Below are 26,050 nucleotides of genomic sequence, written 5' to 3'. Positions count from 1 at the left end.
AAGCCGCCCGTCAGAAGCTGAGCGTTCCCTCGATCGAATCGTCGAGCGTCTTGCCCAGCACCGCGCCGACCACGACCTTGGCGCCGGCCACCGCGTCGCCATGCTTGTTGTCCCAGTAGTAGCCCTGGCGCGGGATCACGCGGATGGCGGTGATGCGCGGGTCGTCCTCGCCTTCGGTGAACCAGGTCTTGAGCATGAAGTTCCACAGCTCCTTGATGCGCTGGCGGTCGGTGATCACTTCCGCATAGCCCTCGAGCTCGAGGAAGCCGGAATGCGCGCCCTGCTGGAAATACAGCTTCACGGCCGGGTGCGCCGCGATCTCCGCGTTCTTGTGGCTGTCGCTGGCGCTCAGGAACCAGAGCTGGCCGGCGTCGTCCACCTCGCGCACGCTCATCGGGCGCACGCCCCGGCTCGGGCCGCTGCCGCCCTGGGTGACGAAGAAGCAGCTGTCGGCGTCGTCGGCCATGTCCTTGAGGCGCTGCACGGCCTGCTCGCCGCTGAGGTCGAGGCGGTTCTGTTCCGGCTGGTTGCGGTTGATCGAATCCATGGGTTCTCCAATGGGCAGTTGGCGGATGAGACGACTCTAGCGGCGGTCTGGCTTCCGGTATGTGAGCACGCGTACACTCGGACTCAACGCACTGGACAAGAACGGTTCAGGGGATCAGGCGCGCCGTGCGCAGTTGCCCGAACAGGTCGAAGAAGGAGTCGTCGGTGGCCTGGTAGGCCGTGAAGCCGAGCTTGCGGCTGCGTGCCATGTCGGTCATCACCTCGATCGGGCGGCCGAGGTCGAGGTCGGTGTGCCAGGGCGACGCCAGGCGATCGAGGTCGGCTTCCGCCAATCCGTGGCGCGCGGCGATGTCGCGCCACAGCGCATGGTCGTTCGCCATCGCGCTTTCCAGCGGCTGCACCGTGCCGTTGAAGCCCGCGGCCTGGACGCCAAAATAGTCGGCGATGCGGCCCCACAGCCAGCTCCAGCGGAACAGGTCGCCGTTGACGATGTTGAAGGCTTCGTTGCGCGCCGCGTCGGTATTGGCCGCCCAGACCAGCTGCCTGGCCAGCATGCGCGCGTCGGTGACGTCGGACAGGCCGTTCCACTGCGCGCCGGAGCCGGGGAACTGGAAGGGACGTCCGGTCTCCTTGCAGATGGTGGCGTACACGGCCAGCGTGGTGCCGAGGTTCATCGCATTACCGACCGCCATGCCGATGACCGTGTGCGGACGGTGGACGGTCCAGGTAAAGCGGTCGCGCTCGGCGGCCGCGTAGACCTCGTCTTCCTGGGCATAGTAGAAATTCTCGACGGGCAGACGCGGCTGGCTTTCGCGCAGCGGCGTGTCCGGCAGCGTGCCGGAAGCGGCATAGGCCTCAAAAGGGCCGAGGTAGTGCTTCAGGCCGGTGACCAGGGCCACGTGGCGCAGCGACTTCTTGCTCGACAGGCTGGAGAGCAGATTACGCACCATGGCCGCGTTGACGCGGATGTTCTCGGCCTCGGTCGCCTGGCGCATCCACGTGGCGATGAAGACATGGGTGGGCGCGACATCCGCCAGCGCGGCGGCCAGCCCTGCCTCGTCGAGCAGGTCGGCCGCGACCGGGATCACGCCCGGAACATCATTGCCGGGACGGCGCGCCAGTCCGTAGACTTGCCAGCCGTCCGCCACCAGGGCTTTCGCCGTGTAGTTCCCGCCGATCCCGCTAGCGCCCACTACCAGTGCAGTTCGTTGCATTGCCGTTTTCCTTCCGTATCAAAGGAAAAACGGTAGCACGGATGGACGAATGGAGTCGTCTTACAGGAAGCGGTCCAGGATCTTGCGACTGTGCTTGTCGATATGGAACATGTCGCGCACCAGGAAGTTGATGCCGTGGTTGTCCGAGATCAAGAGCGAGGCTTCGCCGATGCGGCGGATGTCCTCGTCCACCTTCAGCACGAATTCGGTGTCGCCGCGGTCGGTCCTGACAAACCAGGTGCAGGGCGTGGCGAAGCTCGACACGTTCTTGATCGCCAGGATTTCGGGAATGAATTCGCGGCCTTCGATCTCTTCCTGGATCAGGGCACGGGTCTGCTCCGGCACCTCGGCCAGGTCGTCGATCCAGGCCACTTCCTTGCCGCCCTCGCGCACCAGCGAAATGCCGCGCGTCGGCGCCTGGATCGGGAAGGCGCGCACCGGAATGACGCCGACGTGTTCTTCACCTTCGGCGGTGGTGAGCACCAGCTTGCCGAAGCTGTCGCGCCGTAGTTGGAAAGTACTGCTCATTCAATCACCCTTGTCGTCCGGTTCCCCGTCCACGTTGCGCGCTTGCGCTTCGTAGAGGCGGTGGTAAGCGCCTTCGCGCGCCATCAGCTCGTCATGGCTGCCCTCTTCCACCACCACGCCGCGGTCCAGCACCACCAGGCGGTCGGCCCGGTGCAGCGTGGACAGGCGGTGCGCGATGGCGATCGTGGTGCGGCCCTGCACGAGGTTGTCGAGCGCCTTCTGGATCTCTTTCTCGGTTTCCGAGTCCACCGAGGACGTCGCTTCGTCCAGGATCAGGATCGGCGGATCGATCAGCAGCGCGCGCGCGATCGAGATGCGCTGGCGTTCGCCGCCCGACAGGCCCTGGCCGCGCTCGCCCACCATCGAGTCGTAGCCCTGCGGCAGGCGCAGGATGAACTCGTGCGCGTGGGCCGCGCGCGCCGCCGCGATGATTTCTTCGCGGGTGGCGCCCGGCTTGCCGTAGGCGATGTTCTCGGCGATCGTCCCGAAGAACAGGAAAGGCTCCTGCAGCACCAGGCCGATGTGGCGGCGGTAGTCGCTGACCGCGAAGGTGCGGATATCCTGGCCGTCGAGCAGGATCGCGCCCTCGGCCACGTCGTAGAAGCGGCAGATCAGGTTGACCAGCGTGCTCTTGCCGGAACCCGAATGACCGACCAGGCCGACCATCTCGCCGGCTTTGATCTTCAGCGAGATGCCGCGGTTGACCGCGCGGTTGCCGTAACGGAAACCGACTTCGCGCAGCTCGATGTTGCCGGCCACCTTGTCGACCTTCACCGGGTTGACCGGGTCCGGCACGCTCGACACGTGGTCGAGGATGTCGAAGATGCGCTTGGCCGCCGAGGCCGACTTCTGGGTCACCGAGACGATGCGGCTCATGGAATCGAGCTTCACGTAGAAACGGCCGCTGTAGGCGATGAAGGCGGTCAGGGTGCCGACCGTGATGTCGCCGCGCGAGACCTGCCAGATGCCGAAGATCCAGATCACCAGCAGCCCCATTTCGGTCAGCAGCGAGACGGTCGGCGAGAACAGCGACCAGACCTTGTTCAATTTGTCGTTGACGGCCAGGTTGTGCCTGTTCGCTTCGCGGAAGCGCGCCGCTTCGCGCTTTTCCTGGGCGAAGGCCTTCACCACCCGGATGCCCGGGATGGTATCGGCCAGCACGTTGGTCACCTCGCCCCACACGCGGTCGATCTTCTCGAAGCCGGTGCGCAGCTTGTCGCGCACCACGTGGATCATCCAGGCGATGAAGGGAAGCGGAACAAGCGTCACCAGCGCCAGCCAGGGATTCATGCTGAACAGGATCACGCCCGTCATGATGATCAGAAGGACGTCCGACAGGAAGTCGAGCAGGTGCAGCGACAGGAAGACACTGATGCGGTCGGAGCCGCTGCCGATACGCGACATCAGGTCGCCGGTGCGCTTGCCGCCGAAGTATTCCAGCGACAGGCGCAGCAGGTGTTCATAGGTGGTCGAGCGCAGGTCGGCGCTGATGCGCTCGGAGGCCAGCGCCAGCACGTAGGTCTTGCCCCAGCCGAGCGCCCAGGCCAGCAACGCCGCCCCGAACAGGCCGCCCATATATAAATAGACGAGCGAGGTGTCGATGACTTGGCCGTTCTGGTACGGGATCAGGACGTTGTCCATCAGCGGCTTGGTCAGATACGGCGGGATCATGTGCGCGCCGGTCGAGCCCACCATCAAGAGGAAACCGAGCAGCAGCTGTCCCTTGTAGGGCCGGGCGAAGCGCCACAAACGGAACAGGGTCCAGGTCGACGGCGGGGTGTGCAGCACCTTGGCGCACACCGCGCATTCGGCGTCGTCGGCCTCGAGCGGGGCCTTGCAGCTCGGGCAGGTGTGCTGCTCCGGCGGCGTCACCGGCACGCCGGTCACGACGCTTTTCAGCTGTTCGTTGAAATGGTCGACCACCCGGATCGCACCCAGGTTCTGGCCCAGGGTGAAGCGCCAGGCTCCCAGGCGGCCCTCTGGATCGACCAGTTCGAGATGGCCGACACCCGCATGGTCGTGGTGGCGCAGCTGCAGGCCGGATCGGTAAGTCCAGTCGCGCCAGGCGTCTTCGCCCGGGCTTCTCGCCAGCAAACGGCGGCTGGTGACCACCACCAGGCCCTTCCGGAAATGTAATTTCGCATCGAGGTCAACCTCGACGCTGCATAAAACGTTTTCCCCTGGTGCAAGCTGTTTCGTAACGTCATTTTGCCAGTGTTCGGGCAAAACATTGGCGGCGACCGCCAGGGACGACGGAATAGCAGGTTGTTGAGTTGTCATGTGTTGCGCCCGAGATCAGGCATTTGGTTCTGGTGGGGTACAAACAGCGGCGGGGCTTGGCAAGGCACAGGATTGCCGGGATGCCCCCGTACGTGAAGCGTTCCACAAACAGGCTTAACGTTTCTGCGTATCCTTTGGATGACAGAAGGTGGCGTTCCGGCAGAAAAGGAAGCAACCCGATAAGCGTCGGGCCGGCGAGTATACATGAAGTGCGCTGCGGGAAACCGGCTTTGGGTACCGTAGCAGCAGGCAGGTAATTTAAGGTAACGCCAAGCTTGCGCGCAACAGTCGCGGCTGGCAAAGACATTTTTTCATGAACAAGAAGAACGACATCAAGTTCCTCCGCGTGACCCACCTGCGCGGCCCGAACATCTGGACCTACCGACCGGTGATCGAGGCCTGGCTCGACATTGGGGAGCTCGAAGACTTCCCCTCGAACACCCTGCCCGGCTTTACCGAGCGCCTGACCGCCTGGCTGCCGGGCCTGGTAGAACACCGCTGCGGCGTCGGCAGCCGCGGCGGTTTCCTGGAACGCCTGCGCGACGGCACCTGGGCCGGCCACATCCTCGAGCACATCGTGCTCGAGTTGCAGAACATGGCTGGCATGAAGACCGGCTTCGGCAAGACCCGCTCGACCGGCCAGCGCGGCGTCTACAAGATGGCGTTCCGCACCCGCGACGAGATCGTCGGCCGCGCCGCCCTCGAAGCCGGCCACCGCCTGATCATGGCGGCCATCAACGACACGCCCTTCGACATGGCCGCCACGGTGCAGACGCTGACCGAGCTGGTCGACCGCTGGTGCCTGGGCCCGTCGACCGCCCACATCGTCGATGCCGCCACCGACCGCCGCATCCCCTCGATCCGCCTCACCGAGGGCAACCTGGTGCAGCTCGGCCACGGCGCAGCCCAGCGCCGCATCTGGACCGCCGAGACCGACCGCACCAGCGCCATCGGCGAAGGCATCGCCAGCGACAAGGACCTGACCAAGACCCTGCTCGCCTCCTGCGGCGTGCCGGTGCCGGAAGGCGCCCTGGTGAGGAGCGCCGAAGAGGCATGGGAAGAAGCCCAGGACATCGGCCTGCCGGTCGTGGTCAAGCCGGTCGACGGCAACCATGGACGCGGCGTGACGCTGAACCTGATGAGCGAAGCGGAAGTGACGGCCGCCTATGCGATCGCCGCGGAAGCCGGCGACAGCAGCGCCGTGCTGGTCGAGCGCTTCATTCCCGGCAACGAGCACCGCCTGCTGGTGGTGGGCCGCGAGGTGGTGGCCGCCGCCAGGGGCGAATCGCTGTGGGTGACGGGCGACGGCAGCTCGAGCGTGCTTCAGCTGTGCGACAGCCAGATCAACACCGACCCGCGCCGCGGCGAGAGCGAAGAACACCCGCTCGGCCGCGTCAACCCGCACGACAGCGAAATCATGCTGGACCTGAAGCGCCAGGGCCTCACGCCCGAGTCAAGGCCGCAGGCCGGCCAGAAGGTGCTGATCCAGGTGAACGGCAACGTCGCCGACGACGTCACCGACCTGGTGCACCCTTCGGTCGCCCACGCCGCCGCGCTGGCGGCGCGCATCGTCGGCCTGGACATCGCCGGCATCGACCTGGTGTGCGAGGACATCTCGCGTCCTTTGGCCGAGCAGCGCGGCGCCATCATCGAAGTCAATTCGAGCCCGGGCCTGCTGGCCCATATCAAGCCGGCCAGCGGCCAGCCGCGCAACGTGGGCAAGGCCATCGTCGACCATCTGTTCGCGCAAGAAGAAACCGGGCGCATCCCGGTGGTCGGCGTCACCGGCACGCTCGGCACCAGCCTGATCGCGCGCCTGGTGGGCTGCCTGGTCCACATCACCGGCAAGCACGTCGGCGTGGCCAACGGCGAAGGCCTGTACCTCGACGCGCGCCAGGTCTCACACCGCGACTCGACCGGCTTCGAGGCCGGCCAGCGCCTCCTGATCAACCGCACCGTGCAGACCGCCGTGTTCGAATCGAACGCGCGCTCGATCCTGTCGGCGGGCCTGCCCTACGACCGCTGCCTGGTGGGCATCGTCACCGACATGGAAGGCCTGGCTGACTTGGCCGAGTTCCACATCCAGGACCAGGACGCACTGCGCAACGTGATCCGCAGCCAGGTCGACGTGGTCCTGTCGGAAGGCACCGCGGTGCTGAACGCGGCCATTGATGCGGTTGCCGCGCTGGCGGAACTGTCGGACGGCCGCGTGATCTTTTACGCGCTCGACGAGAACAACCCGGTCGTCGCGAACCATCGCGCGCAGGGCGAACGCGTGGTGTTCGTGCGCGACAACCGCATCGTGCTGGCCGAAGGCTTCGATACGGAAGACGTGCTGCTCGACCTGGCCAGGATCCCGCCGGCGACGGTGAAGCACCCGGACAGCGTGCTGGCGGCCGTGGCGGCGGCCTGGGCGCTGGGCGTGCCCTCCGACCTGATCTGCGGCGGCCTGCGCGCTTTTGATGCCACCCCGAAGAAGACGACCCACTCAATTTAAGACTGAAGGTTTATGGAAGTATCTCGTGTACGGGCCCTGCGCGGCCCAAATCTGTGGAGTCATCACACCTCGGTGGAGGCGATCGTCTCCTGCACGCCTGACGAAGAATCGATCCGCGGCCTGGCCGGCTTCGAGACGCGCCTGCGCGCGCGCTTTCCGCAGGTAGGCGAACTGCAGCCCTACGGCCACGACGACATCGTGCCGCTGGCCCAGGTGCTCGAACGCGTGGCCCTGGCCCTGCAAGCCGAAGCCGGCTGCCCGGTCACCTTCAGCCGCACCACCGCCACCGTCGAGCGCGGCATCTACCAGGTCGTGGTCGAGTACAGCGAGGAAGACGTCGGCCGCCTGGCCCTCGAGCTGGCGCAGGAACTGGTCGAAGCTGCCCGGAATGACGCCGCCTTCGACCTGGCCGGCGCCCTGGCGAAACTGCGCGAAGTCGACGAGGACGTGCGCCTCGGCCCGTCCACCGGCGCCATCGTGCATGCCGCCGTCGCGCGCAACATCCCCTTTCGCCGCCTGACCGAAGGCAGCCTGGTGCAGTTCGGCTGGGGCAGCCGCCAGCGCCGCATCCAGGCCGCCGAGATCGACGCCACCGGCGCGATCGCCGAGACCATCGCCCAGGACAAGGAACTGACCAAGAAGCTGCTCGACGCTGCCGGCGTGCCGGTGCCGATGGGTCGCAGCGTGAGCGACCCGGAAGACGCCTGGGCCGCCGCCCTCGAGATCGGCCTGCCGGTCGTGATCAAGCCGAAGGACGGCAACCAGGGCAAGGGCGTGACCGTCAACGTCACCACCAAGGAGCAGCTGACCGCGGGCTTCCACACCGCGTCCGAGTTTCGCGACGACATCCTGGTCGAGCGCTACCTGCCGGGTCACGACTACCGCGTGCTGGTCATCGGCGACAGGATGGTGGCTTGCGCCCGCCGCGATCCGCCGCAAGTGGTGGGCGACGGCGTGCACAGCGTGCGCCAACTGGTCGAGCAGGTCAACAAGGACCCGCGCCGCGGCGACGGCCACGCCACCTCGCTGACCAAGATCCGCTTCGACGACATCGCCCTGGCCACGCTCGCCAAGCATGGCATGCATGCCGACTCGGTACCTAGCAATGGCCAGCGCGTGGTGCTGCGCAATAACGCCAACCTGTCCACCGGCGGCACCGCCACCGACGTGACCGACGACGTCCATCCGGACGTCGCGGAGCGCTGCATCGCCGCTGCCCACATGGTAGGCCTGGACATCTGCGGCGTCGACCTGGTGTGCGACAGCGTCTTGAGGCCCATCGAGGAACAGCACGGCGGCATCGTCGAAGTCAACGCCGCGCCGGGCCTGCGCATGCACCTGTCGCCCTCCTTCGGCAAGCCCCGTCCGATCGGCGAAGCCATCATGGACACCCTGTTCGCGCCCGGCGATGACGGCCGCATCCCGGTAGTGGCCGTGACCGGCACCAACGGCAAGACCACCACCGTGCGCCTGATCGCGCACCTGTTGACGGCGTCTGGACTGCGCACCGGCATGACCAACACCGACGGCGTCTACATCGAAGGCCGCCGCATCGACAGCGGCGACTGCTCGGGTCCGCGCAGCGCCCGCAACGTGCTGCTGCACCCGGACGTCGATGCGGCCGTGTTCGAGACCGCGCGCGGCGGCCTGCTGCGCGAAGGCCTGGCCTTCGACCGCTGCCAGGTGGCGGTGGTGACCAACATCGGCGCCGGCGACCACCTCGGCCTGAACTACATCACCACGCTCGAAGACCTCGCGGTGCTCAAGCGCGTGATCGTCCAGAACGTGGCCGTTGGGGGCATGGCCGTGCTGAACGCGGCCGACCCGGCGGTGGCGGCAATGGCCGAAGTGACCCGCGGCGACGTCACCTTCTTCGCGCTCGACGTCGGCCACCCGATCATGGCGATGCACCGCGCCCAGGGCCGCCGCGTCGTCTTCGTCGAAGACGGCCAGCTGGTCGCCGCCCAGGGCAATATCGAACACCGCGTGTCCCTGGCGGAGGTCCCGATCACCCGCGGCGGCAGCGTCGGCTTCCAGGTCGAGAACGTGCTGGCCTCGGTGGCCGCGGCCTGGGCCGTGGGCACCGACTGGGACAAGATCCGCCTTGGCCTGAAGACCTTCGTCGGCGAGAGCGACAACGCGCCGGGCCGCTTCAACGTGTTCGACTACCGCGGCGCCACCGTCATCGCCGACTACGGCCACAACCCGGACGCGATCGCCGCGCTGGTCAATGCGGTCGAAGGCATGTCGGGCAAGCGCCGCTCGGTGGTGATCAGCGGCGCCGGCGACCGCCGCGACCAGGACATCACCCAGCAGACCGAGATCCTCGGCAAGGCTTTTGACGAGGTGCTGCTGTACCAGGACCAGTGCCAGCGCGGCCGCGCCGACGGCGAGGTGGTCGCCTTGCTGCGCAAGGGCTTGAGCGGCGCTACCCGCACCAGCCACGTGGAAGAAATCAACGGCGAGTTCGTCGCGATCGACCGCGCGCTGTCGCGTCTCGAGAGCGGCGACCTGTGCCTGATCCTGATCGACCAGGTGGACGCGGCGCTGGCGCACATCAAGCAGCGCGTCGCCGAAGCTTGAAACCTGCCTCGCATGCCACCCATGTGCCGGCGCTGCCGGCCATGGGGCCGGGCATCCTGCTGCGGGCGCTGCTCAAGCGTCCGCAACGCCTTCTTCCCGCCCTGCCGCTGGAACTCGTCACCGAGTATCGCCTCGACAGCCTCCCGCTGGACGACATCGCGCGCTACCGCGCGGCCTTCGGCTTCGCGGGCGACCGTATTCCGCTGACCTGGTGGTACCTGCCGGCCCAGCGCGCCCACCTGGCCACGATGCTCGACCCACGCTTCCCCTTCCGGATCGCGGGACTCGTCCACATGGAGAACCTGCTCGAGGAGCACGGCAGGATCGCGCCCGGCCAGGCCCTGTTGCTACGCACCGTGTTGCGGATACTGCCGCCATCGGCCAGTGGCGCCCTGCGCTGCGTACTGGAGACCACCGGCATGGCAGCCGGCTCGCCGGTATTCAGCTGTTCCAGCACTTACCTCATCCGCCGGGGCGAACGCGGCGCGGCCAGGCCGCCCGAGGCTGGCCCCGAGCTGTCCGGCCGGGCATTGGCCCAGTGGACGCTGGACGCAGCAGCGGGCCGCCGCTACGCCCGGCTTTCGGGTGACTGGAACCCGATCCACCTCGCGGGCTGGAGCGCCCGCCTGATGGGCATGCGCAAACCGATCATCCATGGCATGCACACGCTCGCATCGTGTTGCTCGGTACTGGAAAACGAGAGCGGCCGCAGCGCTGCCCGCATCGAATGCCGTTTCCGCTCACCCGTGGCCCTGGGCAGCGCCGTCATCCTGCGTGCGGCTGCCGCGACCGGCGGATTCGTGGCGGAAGCGGACGGCAAGCCGGCAGTCACGGGCCACTGCGCGCTCGCATGAGCACGGCGCTGGACCTTGTTATTGCTTGCGCCCCGGCTCGACAGCGACCTTGATCGACTTGTAGAACACGGCACTTCTTGCCTCGAAACCGGAGTCGATCCCGAAGAAGACCCAGATGTCACCGTTGGCATTGCTGGTCACCGCCAAGGGGGCCGTACTCTTGAGTAGCTTGGTCTGGAAAACCTGGGGGCCGCAGTCCGGCACGGCGTTGGCGACGTTGCCGAGCACCTGCGACGCGGCGCCCGGTGTCGCCTGGTTGCCGCGGTCGAGGTCGACCCTCCACTCGCCATTGACCTGGACGGTCTTCGGCTCCGTCGGCGCAGCGCCCGCGACCACGTAGACGCTTTCGCCCGGCGCGCCGCCGACGCCGACGCAGCCGGAAGACTGGTTGGTGGCGATCTCGATTTCAAAGCGCAACAGGTAGGAGGCCGACGGCGCATAGCCGCTGAATTTTTTCCTGCTGTAGACAAACAGGTCGTCGCTGCGATTGGTCCCGCCCGTGTAGTAGGCCTGGCCCGACAAGGGCGCCGGCAAGGGGCGCAACTCCCACACGAGCTCGGTCGGCGCCGTCGCCTCCTCATAGTCGGCGAACGCGCCCACCCAGCCGTCGAGCGAGGCGGCGAAGCTGGTGCTGATCTGTGGCGCCGGTGCGTCGAGCGTGTCGCCACCACAAGCGGCGAGCAGGCAGGCGGAGCTGATCATGCCCAGGACAAGTCTCTTTTGAATGGCCATCGGCACCTCCATGGTGGATATCGAGGAAGCCGAGGATAGGAGACTGTGGTGTCAGAAAATAGACGATATTTGTCCGAGAATTGTAGAGCTCAATCGGGAGCCGCCTGCCCTCGGGGCCGGCGCGCCTTCACCAGGTCCTGGAAGTGGCGCATGCGCGGCGCCGCCTCTTCTTCGGGGAGAAAGCGCTGAGGATGGTCGGCCCGGTACAAGGGCGTGCCGTCCGCGCCGGGCGTCGCGCGCAGGAACCACAGGCCTTTCTGGCCCACGCTGTAGTGGATGTCGGAACTGGAGCGCAGCGCCCCGGCGGGAGACAGGAGCAGGCGCACGACGCGAGGCTGCCCGGCTCCCTTGAGGACCTGGCGGACGTCGAGGACGCCCGTTTCGGCCGGGCTCGAGGACCCCGGCCCGGCCTGGCGCTCGATGCGCACCAGCGTGGCCGAGACGATCAGGTCGGAATGCTCGACGAGCTCGGGATCGCCGAAGCGTGCCGACGAGGCCCCGGCCGCTCCTGCAAGCATGCCGGTGACCAACAGGAGAAGCGAGGCGGCTGCTTTCATGCCTTCCCCCATGCGGTACTGACGCAACGCCAGCGTGGGTTCCAGGCGGTCAGGCGCGGCGGCGGGCAGCGCCCAGCGCAGCCAGCCCCAGGCCGATGAGCAGCAGCGAGCCCGGTACCGGCACCGGGTTGGTATTGGCGGCGCCGTAGATGTAGCGGGCGCCGGCGATGTCGTCCGCCTGCAGGCCGCGGAAGGCTTCGGTGTAATAGGGATTCATGAGCGAGCCCGGGGTCGTGCTGTGGTTCAGGCCGATGGCGTGGCCGATCTCGTGCGCCGCTACCTGGAAGATGTCGAAGCCCGGACCACCGAAGCCGAGCTTCCAGGTTTCGCCGATGTCGAAGTGGATGTCGCCGGCGGCCGTCGCGCCGTTCGCAGGCGGGAAGTAGCCGTGCGCAAGCGTGCCGTTCGCACCATCCATGACATGCCCGCCAATGCGGATATCTGCGGTCGTGCCAGGAGCATTGAAAGGGACCCCGTTATCTTCAACTTGGGTGAAGACGATATTCGCAACGGCTGACCAGGCGGCGAATGCGGCATTGAGGGCGCCCAGATAACCCGTCGGCATGAAATCATCCAGGGCTTTGACAGAGCATCCCGTGGGCTCGACGCCCGGAATCGCGCAATTCACACCGGTTGGCATCAAGCTCCATGTCACGGTGGCGCCGGAACCAAAGCCCGTCCCGCCCCATTTGCCTGGACTATTTCCCGTAAGAACATAGTCGGCACTTTGCGGTGCGTCGTGCCCGTGATCGTCATGGCCCACATCGCCAGAGCCGATCACCATGGCATGCGAAGGCAGGGCGATCGATGCAGCTGCCATGAGTGCCGTTGCCACGAGTTGTTTGGTTTTGAGTGCTGCACGCATCGTCGAGTCCTTATGCTTACAAGAATGTGGAAGCGTTTCAAGACGCAAGAAACGTGCCATAAATCAATTGGAAGTAAGAAATCTTTAGGATACAAAGACTTAATCCTTCAGGGTAGTATCATTCCTTTGTGGAAAAATTGATTGGTGTAAAGTTTTTCGACATGGAAACCCAGATATGTGCTTGACAAGCAGTAGGCCGCTTTCGGCCAGCCGTTCGCGGTAAAATGGCGAGCCCTGGCTCAGCACCCGCCTGCCGTACCGAAACACGAAGAAATGAACGCTCCCAACGAAATCAATGCCGCCGCCCTGAAGACCGGCGCGACGGAAAAAGTCACTCCCATGATGCAGCAATACTTGCGCATCAAGGCCGATTACCCCACCATGCTGGTCTTCTACCGCATGGGCGATTTCTACGAGTTGTTCCACGACGACGCGGAAAAAGCAGCGCGCCTGCTGGGCATTACGCTGACCGCGCGCGGCAGCTCGAACGGCCAGCCGATCAAGATGTGCGGCGTGCCCTTCCACTCGCTCGACGGCTACCTTGCCAAGCTGGTCAAGATCGGCGAATCCTGCGCCATCTGCGAGCAGATCGGCGACCCGGCCCTGTCCAAGGGTCCGGTCGAGCGCAAGGTGGTGCGCGTGGTCACCCCGGGCACCCTGACCGACAGCGACCTGCTGCCGGAAAAGGCCGACCGCCCGTTGCTGGCCATGTGCATGCTCCCCCAGCGCAAGAACGTCACGGTCGGCCTGGCCTGGCTGTCGCTGGCCAGCGGCGTGCTGCGCCTGATGGAATTCTCGGGCGAGGGACGCGCGGTGGAGTCGCGCCTGGCCCATGAACTCGAGCGCATCGCGCCGGCCGAGATCCTGCGCGCAGACTGCTCCGACCTGTTCGCATCGGAGCCGGTGGCGCACACCAACCGCGTGCCGGAATGGCACTTCGATGTCCTCAAGGGCCACCAGGCGCTGCTCGACCAGCTGGGCGTGGCCACCCTCACCGGCTTCGGCGCGGACGGGCTGGGCGCCGCCTTCGGCGCGGCCGGCGCGCTGCTGCGCTATGCGCAGTCGACCCAGGGCCGCGGCCTGCAGCACGTCAAGAGCCTGGCTTGCGAAACCGAGAACGAATACATCGGCCTGGACGCGGCGACGCGCCGCAACCTGGAGCTGACCGAGACCATCCGCGGCCAGGAATCCCCGACCCTGTTCTCGCTGCTCGACGGCTGCCGCACCGCGATGGGTTCGCGCATGCTGCGCCACTGGCTGCACCATGCGCGCCGCAACCAGCGCGTGGCGCGCTCGCGCCACGAGGCGATCGCCGCGCTGGCCCAGTTCGATGCGACCCGCGGCTTGTCGAGCACCCTGGCCAACGTGCCCGACATCGAACGCATCACCACCCGCATCGCCCTGCTGTCGGCGCGCCCGCGCGACCTATCCTGCCTGCGCGACGGCCTGAAACAGCTGCCGGCCTTGCGCGAACAGGTGGCGCGCTGCTTCGTCCCGGGCGACACCACGCTGCTGCGCGAGGTCCACGATCTGCTCTCCCCGCCGGAAGCCTGCCTCGACCTCTTGACGCGTGCGATCATGGAAGAACCGAGCGTGATGGTGCGCGACGGCGGCGTGTTCGCGCGCGGCTTCGACGCCGAGCTCGACGAGCTGCGCGCGCTGTCCGAGAACGCCGGCCAGTTCCTGGTCGACCTGGAAGCGCGCGAGCGCGCCCGCACCGGCATCGCCAACCTGCGCGTCGAGTACAACCGGGTGCACGGCTTCTACATCGAAGTCACCAACGGCCAGGCCGACAAGGTGCCGGAAGACTACCGCCGCCGCCAGACCCTGAAGAACTGCGAGCGCTACATCACGCCGGAACTGAAAGCCTTCGAGGACAAGGCGCTGTCGGCCCAGGACCGCGCCCTCGCCCGCGAGAAGATGCTGTACGACCAGCTGCTGGGCGAGCTGGCGCCCTTCATCGGCTGCCTGCAGTCGATCGCCGGCGGCCTGGCCCAGCTCGACACCCTGGTGGCGCTGACCAGCCATGCGGTGCGCAACAACTGGTGCGCGCCCCAGCTCGTGGACGAGCCCTGCCTCAGCATCGTCGAAGGCCGCCACCCGGTGGTGGAAAACCAGATCGAGCGCTTCATCGCCAACGATTGCCGCCTGGCGAACGAGCGCCGCATGCTCCTGATTACCGGCCCGAACATGGGCGGTAAATCGACCTTCATGCGCCAGGTGGCATTGATCACGCTGCTGGCCTACGTGGGCAGCTACGTGCCCGCTACCCAAGCAACCATCGGCCCGATCGACCGCATCTTCACCCGCATCGGCGCCAGCGACGACCTGGCCAACGGGCGCTCGACCTTCATGGTCGAGATGACCGAATCGGCGGCCATCCTCAACGGCGCCACCGAGCAGTCGCTGGTGCTGATGGACGAAGTGGGCCGCGGCACCTCGACCTTCGACGGCCTGGCGCTGGCCTGGGCGATCGCGCGCCACCTGATCGAGACCAGCCGCAGCTTCACGCTGTTCGCGACCCACTACTTCGAGCTCACCCAGCTGCCGGAAACCCACCCGAGCGCGGTGAACGTGCACCTGTCGGCGGTGGAGCACAAGGACAGCATCGTGTTCCTGCACGCGGTGCAGGACGGTCCCGCTTCGCAAAGCTACGGCCTGCAGGTGGCGCAGCTGGCGGGCGTGCCCCCTGGCGTGATCCGCGCCGCGCGCAAGCACCTGGCGCGCCTCGAATCGCAGGCGCTGGACACGACGCCCCAGCTCGACCTGTTCGCCGCGCCAAACGAAGAGGTGGAAGAAGTAGCGGAGAGCGCCTCCCCGCCTGCGGGCGGCGCGAACGACGAGCTGCAGCAGGCCCTCGCGGCCATCGACCCGGACGCACTGAGCCCGCGTGAAGCGCTGGAACGGCTCTACGAGCTGAAACGGCTCGTCGCCTGATGCCAGCGCGCCGTCCCTTCCTCCTGGCGAGCCTGCTCGCGGCGGCCCTGGCGGCGGCGCCGGGCTTCGCCCGCGACAAGAAAAAAGAGAAAGAGACGGATGAACATGCGCACCGCTTCGCCGTCGCGGGCCACCGCGCGGCCGAGGGTGGCGAGGAGGCGCTGAAGGAGCTGCTGCTCGACGCCAGGGACCCGGAGCTTGCCTTCCTGGTCGTCACCGGCATCAAGGGGGCCGGGGAAGCCTGCGGCGACCGCCTTTACCAGAAGCGGCGCGACCTGTTCGACAAGGCCAGGCGTCCGGTGATCCTGTCCTTGAGCGGCAACGACTGGACCGGCTGCCGCAATTCGGCGGGCCGCACCAACGCCATCGAACGCCTGAACCGGCTGCGCGAGCTGTTCTACAGCGAGCCGGAGTCGCTCGGCAAGGACAAGCTTCCCTTGACGCGCCTGTCGAGCAGTCCGCGCTTTCGCAGCTATGCCGAGAACGCCCACTGGCAGGTCGGCAAGGTGCTGTACGCCACCATCAACCTGCCCGCGGCCAACAACCACTACCTCGCGGCGGCGGGACGCAACAGCGAGTACGAGGACCGGACCGTGGCCAACCGCTTCTGGCTCAACCGCCTGTTCGCGATCGCCAAGCAGGACAAGGTCGATGCGGTGGTGCTGTTCGCCGAAGGGAATATGCAGCCTCTGCTGCAGCCGGCCAACGGACTGCGCGCCCTGTTGCAGCGTACGCCGGCGGGCCAGGATGGGTTTGCCGAGACGCGCCGCCAGCTGCAGCAGCGGGCAGCCGGATTCAAGGGGCGGGTATTGGTGATCGACAGTGCGGGACTGCCCAAGGACGCGCGGCCGGCGATCGCGTGGCGCGAGAACCTGGGTCACCTGTCCGTCGGGGCCCACGCGGTGGAGCTGCGGGTGACGGGCAAGGGGGAGAATGTGTTTTCGCTGGGCGAGGTGCTGCGTTAGCGGCTGCGCAGGCAGAAATTGGATCCCGGCCTCCGCCGGGATGACGTGCTAATGCTAACGATGGCGCAAACGCTAGCGTGCAATCTAACCGTTAGCCTCAAGACCGTCGTTCCCGCGCAGGCGGGAACCCAAGTTCGTCGCAGTCCCGCAGCGCATCCGAGCACCGCAGGCGCGAACCAACTGAATTACAGCGGCTTGCTGCGGAAGTGGTCGCCCTCTTCGCTGTCTTCCATCTCTTCGTGATGGTGGCCGTGCGCACCGTGCACGTGGCCGTGGGCGATTTCTTCCGGCGTGGCTTCGCGCACGTCGATCACCGACAGGTCGAAGCGCAGCGCCATGCCGGCCAGCGGGTGGTTGCCGTCCAGGACCACCTTGTCGTCCGCGATGTCGGTCACGGTGAAAATGGTCGGCTCGTCGTCCACGCCTTCGGCCATGCCTTCGAACTGCATGCCGACTTCGAGCGGCTCCGGCAGGCGCTTGCGGTCTTCGACCTTGACCAGCTCCGGATCGTAGTCGCCGAAGGCGTCTTCCGGCTCGACCTGGATCGTCGACGAATAGCCGGTTTCCTTGCCGTCGAGCTCTTCTTCGATCTTCGGCAGGGTGTTCTCATAGCCGCCGTGCAGGTACACCATCGGCTGGGAGCCCTCCTCGATCAGGTTGTTCTGGGCGTCCGACAGCTTGTAGTTGACCGACACGACCGTATTCTTGGCAATCTTCATCGCAGATCCTTTCGTTGTAAGCCCCGGATTATACCCTTACCGAACCATGGCACTTGCCAGTTTGGCTCATTTGGCTGGTTATAATGGCGCATGAAAAAATTACAGCTTCTCGGGAATATTACTCCCGCCCAGTTCCTGCGCGATTACTGGCACAAGAAACCGCTCCTGATCCGCCAGGCCATCCCCGGCTTCAAGCCGCTCCTGAAATTCGAGAAACTTGCCGAGCTCGCTCGCCGGAATGAGGTCGAGTCGCGCCTCGTCACCCTGCGCGGCGGCCAGTGGGACATGCAGCACGGCCCGCTGGAAGAACTGCCGTCCCGCAGCGAACGCGAGTGGACCATGCTGGTCCAGGGCGTCAACCTGGTCGACGAGCGCGCCGACGAACTGCTGCGCCAGTTCCGCTTCGTGCCGGACGCCCGCCTCGACGACCTGATGGTGAGCTACGCCAGCGACGGCGGGGGCGTCGGCCCGCACTTCGACTCCTACGACGTGTTCCTGCTGCAGGCGCAGGGCAAGCGCCGCTGGCGCATCAGCGCCCAGCAGGACCTCGACCTGGTCGAAGGCCTGCCGCTCAAGATCCTCGCCAACTTCGAGGCCGAGGAAGAATTCGTACTGGAGCCGGGCGACATGCTCTACCTGCCGCCGCACTACGCGCACGACGGCGTGGCCGAGGGCGAATGCATGACCTATTCGATCGGTTTCCGCTCGCCCTCCTTCCAGGAAATGGGCGAAGCCTTCCTGCAGTTCATGGCCGATTCGATCGACCTGCCGGGACGCTATGCCGATCCGGACCTGCAGCCGACCAAGAACCCGGCCGAGATCCCGCGCGAGATGCTCGCGACCATCGTCGAGGAACTCAACAAGGTGCGCTGGGACGAGGAAGACGTCTCGGTATTCCTGGGCGAATACCTGTCCGAGCCGAAACACAACGTGTACTTCACCGGTCCGGCCAAGCCGCTGACGGTCGGCCGCTTCATGGAAAGCGCGGCAAAGAAGGGATTGAAACTGTCGAGCAAGACCCTGATGCTGTATCGCGGCAAGAGCGTCTTCATCAATGGCGAGTCCTTCGCCGTCAGCCGCGCCGACAAGGCGGTGCTGGACGTGCTGGCCAACGAGCGCCGCATTGGCGGCGAACTGCTGGGCAGCGCCACCGACGACGTGCTCGAAGCCCTGTACACCTGGTACCAGGACGGCTGGGTGGAACTGGGCTGAGCGGGAGACGCCATGCAGGAACCGGCAAGGGAAGCAGTCGTTCGTTTCGACACCCGGGCGGAATTCGAGACCCAATTCCGCGCCTGCCTGGCTGCCGCGCGCACCCGCCTCGACCTGTTCGACCCCGACTTCGCCGTGTTCCCTCTGGGAAGCAGCGAAGTCGATGCAAGCTTGCGGGAATTTTTCAAACGCGGCGGCGTGCTGCGCCTGGCGATGCACTCGCCGGCCCACATCGAACGCCATTACCCGCGCTTCTTGCGTCTGCTGCGCGACTACGGCCACCTGCTCAGTTGCCGCAGCACGCCGAAAGGCCTGCGCAATCTCACCGATTCCTTCTGCATCGCCGACGACCTGCACCTCGTGCGCCGCTTCCACAGTGCGCACATGCGGGGCGAAGCCAGCTTCGCGCTCGCGCAAGCGGTGGAGCTGCCACGGCATCGCTTCGAAGCGATCTGGATCGAATCTTTTTCTATCCTTCAGTCAACCACAACAGGCTTATGAACGTTATAAGCCTGTTGCTACCAGCTGGCGGCCTGGCCGTTTCATCTTGTAACAATATGAAGCTTGTTAAACCGCAAAATACTTTCGCCAAGGAATGAGTTCGCTATTGCGATTCAGTAAATTTGGCTATAATATCAGGTCAGGAAGGTTCCGTTGCCTATCTGGCAGTATTGCTTTTAACGAAAGCACGAAAATTCCTCTGAGCAATAATTACCGGTAATTATTATTCAAACAAGCAGTACTTACTTTTGAAATATTAAGGAAAATCATGAAAAAATCCCTGCTGATCGTTTCCCTGATGGCTGTTGCTCTGGCTGCTTGCAGCAAGAAAGAAGAAGCTGCTCCGGTCGCTCCGGCTGCTGTTGAAGCACCTGCTGCTACCACCGACGCTGCTGCTACCCCGGCCGCTACCGACGCAACCACCGCTGCTCCGGCTGCTGACGCTGCTGCTGCCGCTTCGGCTGCTGCTTCGACCGCTGCTGACGCTGCTGCTGCTGCTTCGACCGCTGCTTCGCAAGCTGCTGACGCTGCTGCAACCAAGTAATCAGCGCGATCTGATTCAAGACCGGCCTGCGGGCCGGTTTTTTTTCGTCCCTACTGTTTGCGTGCAAACCACCTGCGCATAAAAAAACCGGCCGCTCGGGCCGGTTTCGACGATATCGTCAAGCTTCTGATTACTTCAGCTCATCCGCCAGCAGCTTCAGGATCTTGGCGCCGGTTTCGCCGGTTTCAAGCTTGCCGTCATTGGTCTGCACGCTGACCTGGCTGGTCGAGGCGCCCTGCTCCGCCTTGACGATCACGCGGTAACGCTGGGCTTCCTTGGCCTTGTCGTCCGAGCCGAAGGTGAACAGCTTCTTGAAGAAGCCATCCTTGTTGGCCGCATCCGGATCGACGTAGCGCACGAAGTACACGCCCTGCACGCGGTCGCGGTCTTCCACGGTGAAGCCGACGCGATCCAGCGCCAGGCCGACGCGGCGCCATGCGCGGTCGAAGCCTTCGTTCAGTTCCACGGCATTGCCGACCAGCGTGGCCTGCTGCGGCGCCACCGGCGCGTTCGCGACCATGGTCTCGGCCGGTTTGGTTTCCTTGACGCCGGTCAGCTGGGCCACCAGGCGGCCCAGGAACTGCGCCTCCAGGCCCGGATCGTTCGGACGCACGGTCCAGATCGTGGTTTCCTTCTGGGCGCCCTGCAGCACTTCCTCGGCGCCGCGGTGGCTGATCCAGATCTCGGTCGAGCCATCCGGCAGGCGTTCCAGGCGGGTACGGAACTTGTCACGCTCGCCGGTCGAGTAGGCGCTGTCGAACACCTTGCCGATCGAGCGGCGGATGAAGTCCTGCGGAATCTTCGAACGGTTCTCGACCCAGTTGGTTTCCATGGTGCCGGTCGTGGCCGATTCGGTCTCGATGGCGAAGCCCTGGTTTTCCCAGAACTGGCGCAGCTGCGGCCACAGTTGTTCCGGGGTCTGCTTGACCACCAGCCAGCGCTGGTCGCCGTTGCGCTGCACGCTCACGGCGTCGGTCGAGACCGGGCCGATCGGCTGCAGCGAACCGGCCACCGGCGCCATCGCACCCTGCGCGCCCATCTGCTGCTGGAAACCGGATGCCGTCGCCACGCCCTTGCCGTCCGGTACGGCATAGCGGTTGTCGCGCTGCAGCGCGGTCAGGTCCGGCGGAACTTCCAGGTTGGCGGCCTTCTTGGCGCCACGGTAGTCGACCTTGTCCGATTCGAAGATGGTGGTGCAGCCGGCGAGGCTCAGCGCGATCGCGGTCAGCGTCAGCACGCGCGCGGCGCCAGGAGTCGCGAGGGTCTTATTAGTGCGATTTGTCATGTCGTTCGATATCAGTTACCAGGAACCGGAACCCTTGCGGGTTCAGGCAGAGAGAAGGCCCGCCTGGGCCAGTGCGCCACGCACGGTATCGTGGAAGGACGAGCCCAGCGGCGCCAGCGGCAGGCGCAGGCCGGTCGGGATCCGGCCCATTTCGGCCAGGGCCCACTTGACCGGCACCGGGTTCGGTTCGACGAACAGCTTGGCATGCAGGTCGAGCACGCGGTTGTTGATCTCGACCGCGCGCGCCACGTCGCCGGACATGGCGGCGGCGCACAGCTCGTGCATCGCGCGCGGGGCCACGTTGGCGGTGACGGAGATGTTACCGACGGCGCCGCAGAACATCAGGGCCATCGCGGTCGGGTCGTCGCCCGAGTACACACCGAAGGACTTGTCGACCATGCGCAGCAGCTCGATGCCGCGGCCGATGTTGCCGGTGGCGTCCTTGATGCCGACGATGTTGTCGATCGGCGCCAGGCGCGCGACGGTCTCGTTGCTCATGTCGGCAACGGTGCGGCCCGGGACGTTGTACAGGATGACCGGCAGGTCGACCGCTTCGGCGATGGCCTTGAAGTGGCGGTACATGCCTTCCTGGGTCGGACGGTTGTAATACGGGACCACCTGCAGCGAGGCGTCGGCGCCGACATCCTTCGCGTGCTGGGTCAGTGCGATGGCTTCCACGGTGGAGTTGCCGCCCGCGCCGGCGATCACCGGGATGCGGCCGGCGGTATGATCCACCGCGATCTTGATCAGTTCGGCATGCTCCTCGGGGGAGACGGTGGCCGATTCGCCCGTGGTGCCGACGATGACGATGCCGTCGGTGCCTTCCGCGATGTGCCAGTCGATCAGCTTGCGCAGAGAGTCGCGGTCAAGACTGCCGTCCTCGAACATCGGGGTGACGATTGCTACGATGCTGCCCTTAATCATATGCGTTGGCCGTGCCGGAAAGTAAATAAAAGTCTGATTGTAGCGGATCGCCCGCCTCTATGGTTCATTCGAACCCACATTATGGTCGAGCTTTGCCTCGGTTTTGGCAAAGCCGGGACCGGCCGCGCACAGGCGCTGCACCTGTGCCGGGTGGGGGCGGTCGACGTGGCCATCCTCGTAGGCCAGCACCTGCAAGCCGCCCCCGCGTGCCAGGCCCAGCAGTTCTTCCGGGGCCAGCAGGAAATCCGGGTTCGAGGGCTTGCCGTAGACCTGGTTACCCTGGGCGAAGGTCTCATAAATGAGGATGCCGTCCGGAAGCAGGCTGGCCGCCAGCTGCGGGAACAATGGGCGGTACAGGTAATTGGTAACGACGATCAGCGCGAAGCGCCCCGGTTCGAAGGGCCAGACCGCGTCCTCGGCCTCGAGGTCGTGCTGCAGCGTCGCCACGTTCGGGCCGGCGAGCGCAGCCAGGAGCTCCGCGTTGCGGTCCAGGGCCAGCACATGCATGCCGCGCGCCGCCAGCAAGCGCGCGTGGCGGCCGCTGCCGCAGGCCAGGTCGAGCGCCTCGCCGGCCTTTGCCAGCGGCGCGAAGCGTGCGACCCAGGGCGAAACCGGCAGGTTCATCATGTTCATGTGAGCAGCAGGGTCAGGGGCGAGGCGATCAGCTGCAGCAGGATGCGTCCCAGGTTCATCACCGGCATCACCCAGAAGGCCAGCAGGTTCATGAAGATCAGACCCAGCACGATGAAGAAGCCGTACGGCTCGATGCGCGCGAACTTGTAGGCCAGGGAATTCGGCAGCATGCTGGTGAGCACGCGGCCGCCGTCCAGGGGCGGAATCGGCAGCAGGTTGAAGGCGAACATCAGGAGGTTGGCGAACAGGCCGGCCTGGGCCACCTTGTGCGGGAATTCCTCGCCGACGCCGAAGGCGACCAGCAGCACCGCCAGCACCAGCCACAGGAAGGCCATGATGAAGTTGGCGGCGGGACCGGCAAGCGCCACCCAGGCCATGTCGCGCTTCGGATTGCGCAGGCGGTTGAAGTCGACCGGCACCGGCTTGGCATAGCCGAACACGAATCCGGTGGTGAGGTACAGGGCGATCGGAATGACGATGGTGCCGAAGATGTCGACGTGCACCAGCGGGTTGAGCGTCATGCGCCCGGCGGCATAGGCGGTGTTGTCGCCGAAATAGCGGGCGACGTAGGCATGGGCGGCTTCGTGCAGGGTAATCGCAAAGAGGACGGGCAGCGCGTAGACGGCAATGTTGCGTATCAGTTCAGGATCCATGTGCGCGATTCTATCAGGTCCGCAGGACCCGGCTGTTAGGAGAAACTGAAGCCCTACAGCCCGAACGCGGCCGGATCGCCCCTGCCCTCGCGCACCAGTTCCGGCGCCGGCCCGGTCAGGTCGATGACCGTGGTCGCCTCGAGCGTGCCGGCCCCGCCGTCGATCACCAGCTCGATCTGCTTGCCGAGGCGCTCCAGCACTTCGTCGGGATCGGACAGCATGTGGTCGTCGCCCGGCAGCTGCAGCGTGGTGCCGATCAAGGGCTCGCCCAGTTCCTCGATGAGCGCCAGCATGATCTGGTTTTCCGGAACCCGCACGCCGATGGTCTTGCGCGACGGATGCGACAGGCGGCGCGGCACCTCGCGCGTGGCCTCCAGGATCACGGTGTAGGGGCCCGGCATGGTCGCCTTGAGCAGCCGGTACTGGGTGTTGTCGACGCGCGCGAAGTGCGCGATCGCGGACAGGTCGCGCACCAGGAGCGTCAGGTGGTGCTTGTCGTCGACGCCGCGGATGCGGCGCAGCTTCTCGACCGCGGCCTTGTCGTCGAGGCGGCACACCAGCGCATAGGCCGAGTCGGTCGGCGCGGCGACGATGCCGCCCGAACTGATGATCTGGGCCGCCTGCTTGATCAGGCGCGGCTGCGGGTTCTCGGGGTGGATCTGGAAGTGTTGGGCCATCTGGATTCTGCCTTTCTTTTTATCTGATTGCCTGCAGCGCCGCGATGCGTTGCTCCATCGGCGGGTGGGTCGAGAACAGCGCGCCCCAGCCGCCGCCGCTGCCCGAGATGCCGGAAGCGGCCATCGACGAGGGCAGCGCACCCGGCGCCAGGCCGCCGAGGCGGGCCAGCGCACGCTGCATCGGCACCGGGCTGCCCAGCAGCTTTGCCGAACCGGCGTCGGCGCGGAACTCGCGCTTGCGCGAGAACCAGGCGACGATGATCGATGCCAGGATGCCGAATGCGATCTCGCACACGAACACGGTGATCATGTAGCCGATCCCGGGACCGCGGTCCTCGCTGCGAAACAGCACCTTGTCGACGAAATAGCCGACCACGCGCGCCAGGAACACGACGAAGGTGTTGACCACGCCCTGGATCAGGGTGAGCGTGACCATGTCGCCATTGGCGATATGGGCCACCTCGTGGCCGAGCACGGCCTCGACTTCGTCCTGGTTCATGCTGGCCAGCAGGCCGGTGGACACCGCCACCAGCGCGGAATTCTTGAAGGCGCCGGTGGCGAAGGCGTTCGGTTCGCCTTCGTAGACGGCGACTTCCGGCATCTTGATGCCGGCGCGCTCGGACAGCCGGCGCACGGTATCGACCAGCCAGCGTTCGGTGCCGTTGGCGGGGGTCTCGATGACGCGCGCGCCGGTGGACCACTTGGCCATCGGTTTGCTCATCAGGAGCGAAATGAAAGAACCGGTGAAGCCGACCACCAGCGAGAACACGGCCAGGCTGCCGATATCGATCCCCTGCCCCGTGACGGCGCGTCCCACCCCGAGCAGGTTGAGCACGAGCGACACCACCAGCACCACGGCGAGGTTGGTGGCAAGGAACAACACGATGCGTTTCATGGACAGCCCTCCTGGCAACAAGATGATGTCAGGCTGCAAAGATTGGGCTGACGAGCGAAAATTTCAAGCCAAAGAAAAAGCCCGCATGAGCGGGCTTGGCATGTTCCGAGAGGCGGGTTTCCGCCCCGACGGCTTAGATGGCGCGGATCTCGCTCGCCTTGTCGCCTTTCGGGCTGCTGGCGCGCATGAAGGAGACGCGCTGGTTTTCCGCGAGGCTCTTGAAGCCGTCCGACTGGATATCCTTGAAGTGCGCGAACAGGTCGCCGCCGCCTGCATCAGGGGTGATGAAGCCGAAGCCCTTGGAATCGTTGAACCATTTGACGGTGCCGGTTTGAGTAGTCATGTGTATACCTTGAATGTGATGAGGCAAAGATGCCGGAACGCACAGGCAAGCAAGAAGGATGCAGCAGGAGGGAATCAAACAGGAATGCCGGATGGCGAGACGGGAAAGAGACCAACGAGAACGACGACTTGATGTTGTGCCCGATTGAAGATACAGGACTTCTTCCGTTCCACCTAACGATTTCTTTTTTATTTCACCGCAGCGTGCAGAACTTGTCAGCCTGCACACGTCTCAGAACCAGTCGTGCCAGACCGGCGTGAGCCCGGCCGGCAGCGGCGGCAGTTCGGCAAACTCGACGCGCGCTTCTCCCGGCGCGTGGAAATCCGTCCCGCGCGAGGCCAGGAAGCCGTAGCGCCGCGCAAGCTCGGCGTAAGTCTGGTACTGGTCCGGCGTATGGCTGCCGGTGACCACTTCGATGGCATTGCCGCCCAGCTGGCGGAATTCGTCGAACAGCGCCCCTTCGGCCGTGTCGCTGAACGGGTAGCGGCCCGGATGCGCGATCACCGGGATGCCGCCGGCGCCGCGGATCCAGCCGACCGCGTCCGCCAAGCTGGCCCAGCGGTGCGGCACGTAGCCCGGCTTGCCCTCGGTAAGGAACTTGCGGAACACTTCGGAGGTCGAGCCGCAGGCGCCGATCTCGACCAGGAAGCGGGCGAAGTGGGTGCGCGAGATCAGGTCCGGGTTGCCGACGTAGCGCAGTGCGCCCTCATAGGCGCCGGGAATGCCGGCAGTGTCCAGCTGGGCCGCGATTTCCCTGGCGCGCGCCTGGCGGCCGTTGCGGGTGGCGGCCAGGCCGCCGATGAGGGCCCGGTTGTCCTCGTCGACCTGCAGGCCGACGATGTGGACGGTCTCGTTCGCCCAGGTCACCGAAATCTCGACGCCGGCCACGAAGCGCATGCCGAGCTCCCCGGCCGCCTGGCGCGCGGCCTTGATCCCGCCGATTTCGTCGTGGTCGGTCAGCGCCCAGACGTCGACGCCGCCCTTGCGCGCATAGGCGGCGACGGCGGCGGGTGCGAGCACGCCGTCGGAGACATTGGAATGGCAGTGGAGATCGGCTTTCATGGCACGGCGCGTAGTGGCGATTGATTGGCGATGGAGCGAAACATTGTACGCGCCAATGGGCCTGCCGTGCTGCTACGAGAACA

Annotated in this window: 24 protein-coding genes; 8 read left to right on the top strand and 16 right to left on the bottom strand. The window is 65.8% G+C overall.

Features of this window, described 5'->3' with window-relative positions; all coding sequences use genetic code 11:
- Nucleotides 1-10: 10 nt before the first annotated feature.
- The 4 genes from B2R83_RS00480 to B2R83_RS00465 form a co-directional block, all read right to left on the bottom strand.
- A complete protein-coding gene (locus B2R83_RS00480; RefSeq protein WP_292037692.1) occupies nt 11-547 on the bottom strand; it encodes a pyridoxamine 5'-phosphate oxidase family protein in 537 nt (178 codons plus the stop codon).
- A 106-nt stretch (nt 548-653) separates the two neighbouring features.
- Nucleotides 654-1,721: an SDR family oxidoreductase gene (locus B2R83_RS00475; RefSeq protein ID WP_292037690.1), complete on the bottom strand. Its 1,068-nt coding sequence runs from the start codon at nt 1,719-1,721 to the stop codon at nt 654-656.
- Nucleotides 1,722-1,781: 60 nt separating this feature from the next.
- On the bottom strand, nt 1,782-2,249 hold the full coding sequence (locus B2R83_RS00470) for a DUF1854 domain-containing protein (protein ID WP_292037689.1): 468 nt from the start codon (nt 2,247-2,249) through the stop codon (nt 1,782-1,784).
- Nucleotides 2,250-4,529, bottom strand: coding sequence for an ABC transporter ATP-binding protein (locus B2R83_RS00465; protein WP_292037688.1), 2,280 nt, complete (start codon nt 4,527-4,529; stop codon nt 2,250-2,252).
- A gap of 313 nt (nt 4,530-4,842) precedes the next feature.
- Between B2R83_RS00465 and cphA (B2R83_RS00460) the strand changes: the two genes are divergently transcribed.
- The 3 genes from cphA (B2R83_RS00460) to B2R83_RS00450 are packed head-to-tail and all read left to right on the top strand — an operon-like array spanning nt 4,843 to nt 10,463.
- Nucleotides 4,843-7,026, top strand: a complete 2,184-nt coding sequence (gene cphA, locus B2R83_RS00460; protein ID WP_292037687.1) for a cyanophycin synthetase — start codon at nt 4,843-4,845, stop codon at nt 7,024-7,026.
- A 12-nt stretch (nt 7,027-7,038) separates the two neighbouring features.
- Nucleotides 7,039-9,609 carry a cyanophycin synthetase gene (gene cphA, locus B2R83_RS00455; protein WP_292037686.1) on the top strand — a complete coding sequence of 857 codons (2,571 nt, stop codon included), beginning with the start codon at nt 7,039-7,041 and terminating at the stop codon, nt 9,607-9,609.
- Nucleotides 9,606-10,463, top strand: a complete 858-nt coding sequence (locus tag B2R83_RS00450) for a MaoC/PaaZ C-terminal domain-containing protein (protein ID WP_292037685.1) — start codon at nt 9,606-9,608, stop codon at nt 10,461-10,463. The genes cphA (B2R83_RS00455) and B2R83_RS00450 overlap by 4 nt, the downstream gene beginning before the upstream one ends.
- An 18-nt stretch (nt 10,464-10,481) precedes the next feature.
- Here B2R83_RS00450 and B2R83_RS00445 read toward each other — a convergent pair whose 3' ends face one another.
- The 3 genes from B2R83_RS00445 to B2R83_RS00435 all read right to left on the bottom strand — a co-directional run bounded on the left by B2R83_RS00445 (nt 10,482) and on the right by B2R83_RS00435 (nt 12,617).
- Nucleotides 10,482-11,195 carry a hypothetical protein gene (locus B2R83_RS00445; protein ID WP_292037683.1) on the bottom strand — a complete coding sequence of 238 codons (714 nt, stop codon included), beginning with the start codon at nt 11,193-11,195 and terminating at the stop codon, nt 10,482-10,484.
- Between the two features lie 89 nt (nt 11,196-11,284).
- A complete protein-coding gene (locus B2R83_RS00440) occupies nt 11,285-11,752 on the bottom strand; it encodes a hypothetical protein (protein ID WP_292037682.1) in 468 nt (155 codons plus the stop codon).
- A 49-nt stretch (nt 11,753-11,801) separates the two neighbouring features.
- Nucleotides 11,802-12,617 (bottom strand): matrixin family metalloprotease, encoded by an 816-nt coding sequence (locus B2R83_RS00435; protein ID WP_292037681.1) that lies wholly within the window; start codon nt 12,615-12,617, stop codon nt 11,802-11,804.
- Nucleotides 12,618-12,890: 273 nt separating this feature from the next.
- Here B2R83_RS00435 and mutS point away from each other — a divergent pair, with 273 nt between their 5' ends.
- Entirely contained in the window at nt 12,891-15,554 is a 2,664-nt protein-coding gene (gene mutS, locus B2R83_RS00430) for a DNA mismatch repair protein MutS (protein ID WP_292037680.1), read from the top strand.
- Nucleotides 15,554-16,519, top strand: a complete 966-nt coding sequence (locus tag B2R83_RS00425) for a hypothetical protein (RefSeq protein WP_292037679.1) — start codon at nt 15,554-15,556, stop codon at nt 16,517-16,519. The genes mutS and B2R83_RS00425 overlap by 1 nt, the downstream gene beginning before the upstream one ends.
- Nucleotides 16,520-16,704: 185 nt before the next feature.
- Here B2R83_RS00425 and B2R83_RS00420 read toward each other — a convergent pair whose 3' ends face one another.
- Nucleotides 16,705-17,238, bottom strand: a complete 534-nt coding sequence (locus B2R83_RS00420) for an FKBP-type peptidyl-prolyl cis-trans isomerase (protein ID WP_209588957.1) — start codon at nt 17,236-17,238, stop codon at nt 16,705-16,707.
- 90 nt (nt 17,239-17,328) lie between these two features.
- Between B2R83_RS00420 and B2R83_RS00415 the strand changes: the two genes are divergently transcribed.
- The 3 genes from B2R83_RS00415 to B2R83_RS00405 all read left to right on the top strand — a co-directional run bounded on the left by B2R83_RS00415 (nt 17,329) and on the right by B2R83_RS00405 (nt 19,495).
- On the top strand, nt 17,329-18,450 hold the full coding sequence (locus tag B2R83_RS00415) for a cupin domain-containing protein (RefSeq protein WP_292037677.1): 1,122 nt from the start codon (nt 17,329-17,331) through the stop codon (nt 18,448-18,450).
- 12 nt (nt 18,451-18,462) lie between these two features.
- Nucleotides 18,463-18,951 carry a hypothetical protein gene (locus B2R83_RS00410; RefSeq protein WP_292037675.1) on the top strand — a complete coding sequence of 163 codons (489 nt, stop codon included), beginning with the start codon at nt 18,463-18,465 and terminating at the stop codon, nt 18,949-18,951.
- 268 nt (nt 18,952-19,219) lie between these two features.
- Complete coding sequence (locus B2R83_RS00405; protein WP_036214272.1) at nt 19,220-19,495, top strand: hypothetical protein; 276 nt, start codon at nt 19,220-19,222, stop codon at nt 19,493-19,495.
- A gap of 130 nt (nt 19,496-19,625) precedes the next feature.
- On the opposite strand, the gene bamC is transcribed toward B2R83_RS00405, so the two are convergent.
- From bamC to B2R83_RS00365, 8 genes are all read right to left on the bottom strand, one after another.
- Entirely contained in the window at nt 19,626-20,780 is a 1,155-nt protein-coding gene (gene bamC, locus B2R83_RS00400) for an outer membrane protein assembly factor BamC (RefSeq protein WP_292037674.1), read from the bottom strand.
- Between the two features lie 42 nt (nt 20,781-20,822).
- A complete protein-coding gene (gene dapA, locus B2R83_RS00395; protein ID WP_292037672.1) occupies nt 20,823-21,704 on the bottom strand; it encodes a 4-hydroxy-tetrahydrodipicolinate synthase in 882 nt (293 codons plus the stop codon).
- Nucleotides 21,705-21,761: 57 nt separating this feature from the next.
- A complete protein-coding gene (locus tag B2R83_RS00390) occupies nt 21,762-22,337 on the bottom strand; it encodes a class I SAM-dependent methyltransferase (RefSeq protein WP_371846054.1) in 576 nt (191 codons plus the stop codon).
- Nucleotides 22,334-22,990, bottom strand: a complete 657-nt coding sequence (locus B2R83_RS00385; RefSeq protein WP_027864298.1) for a site-2 protease family protein — start codon at nt 22,988-22,990, stop codon at nt 22,334-22,336. Before B2R83_RS00385 ends, B2R83_RS00390 begins: the two co-directional genes overlap by 4 nt.
- 53 nt (nt 22,991-23,043) lie before the next feature.
- Entirely contained in the window at nt 23,044-23,667 is a 624-nt protein-coding gene (locus B2R83_RS00380) for an L-threonylcarbamoyladenylate synthase (protein ID WP_292037670.1), read from the bottom strand.
- Nucleotides 23,668-23,686: 19 nt separating this feature from the next.
- Nucleotides 23,687-24,562 (bottom strand): protease HtpX, encoded by an 876-nt coding sequence (gene htpX / locus B2R83_RS00375; RefSeq protein WP_292037669.1) that lies wholly within the window; start codon nt 24,560-24,562, stop codon nt 23,687-23,689.
- A 133-nt stretch (nt 24,563-24,695) separates the two neighbouring features.
- Nucleotides 24,696-24,905 (bottom strand): cold-shock protein, encoded by a 210-nt coding sequence (locus tag B2R83_RS00370; RefSeq protein ID WP_036214260.1) that lies wholly within the window; start codon nt 24,903-24,905, stop codon nt 24,696-24,698.
- 231 nt (nt 24,906-25,136) lie between these two features.
- Complete coding sequence (locus B2R83_RS00365) at nt 25,137-25,967, bottom strand: 3',5'-nucleoside bisphosphate phosphatase (protein ID WP_292037668.1); 831 nt, start codon at nt 25,965-25,967, stop codon at nt 25,137-25,139.
- Between the last annotated feature and the right edge of the window lie 83 nt (nt 25,968-26,050).

It is taken from the genome of Massilia sp. UBA6681 (assembly GCF_002454935.1).
Taxonomy (GTDB): domain Bacteria; phylum Pseudomonadota; class Gammaproteobacteria; order Burkholderiales; family Burkholderiaceae_D; genus Telluria; species Telluria varians.
The sequence above is the reverse complement of the archived record's forward strand: the minus strand, read 5'-3'. Positions and strand labels throughout refer to the sequence as shown.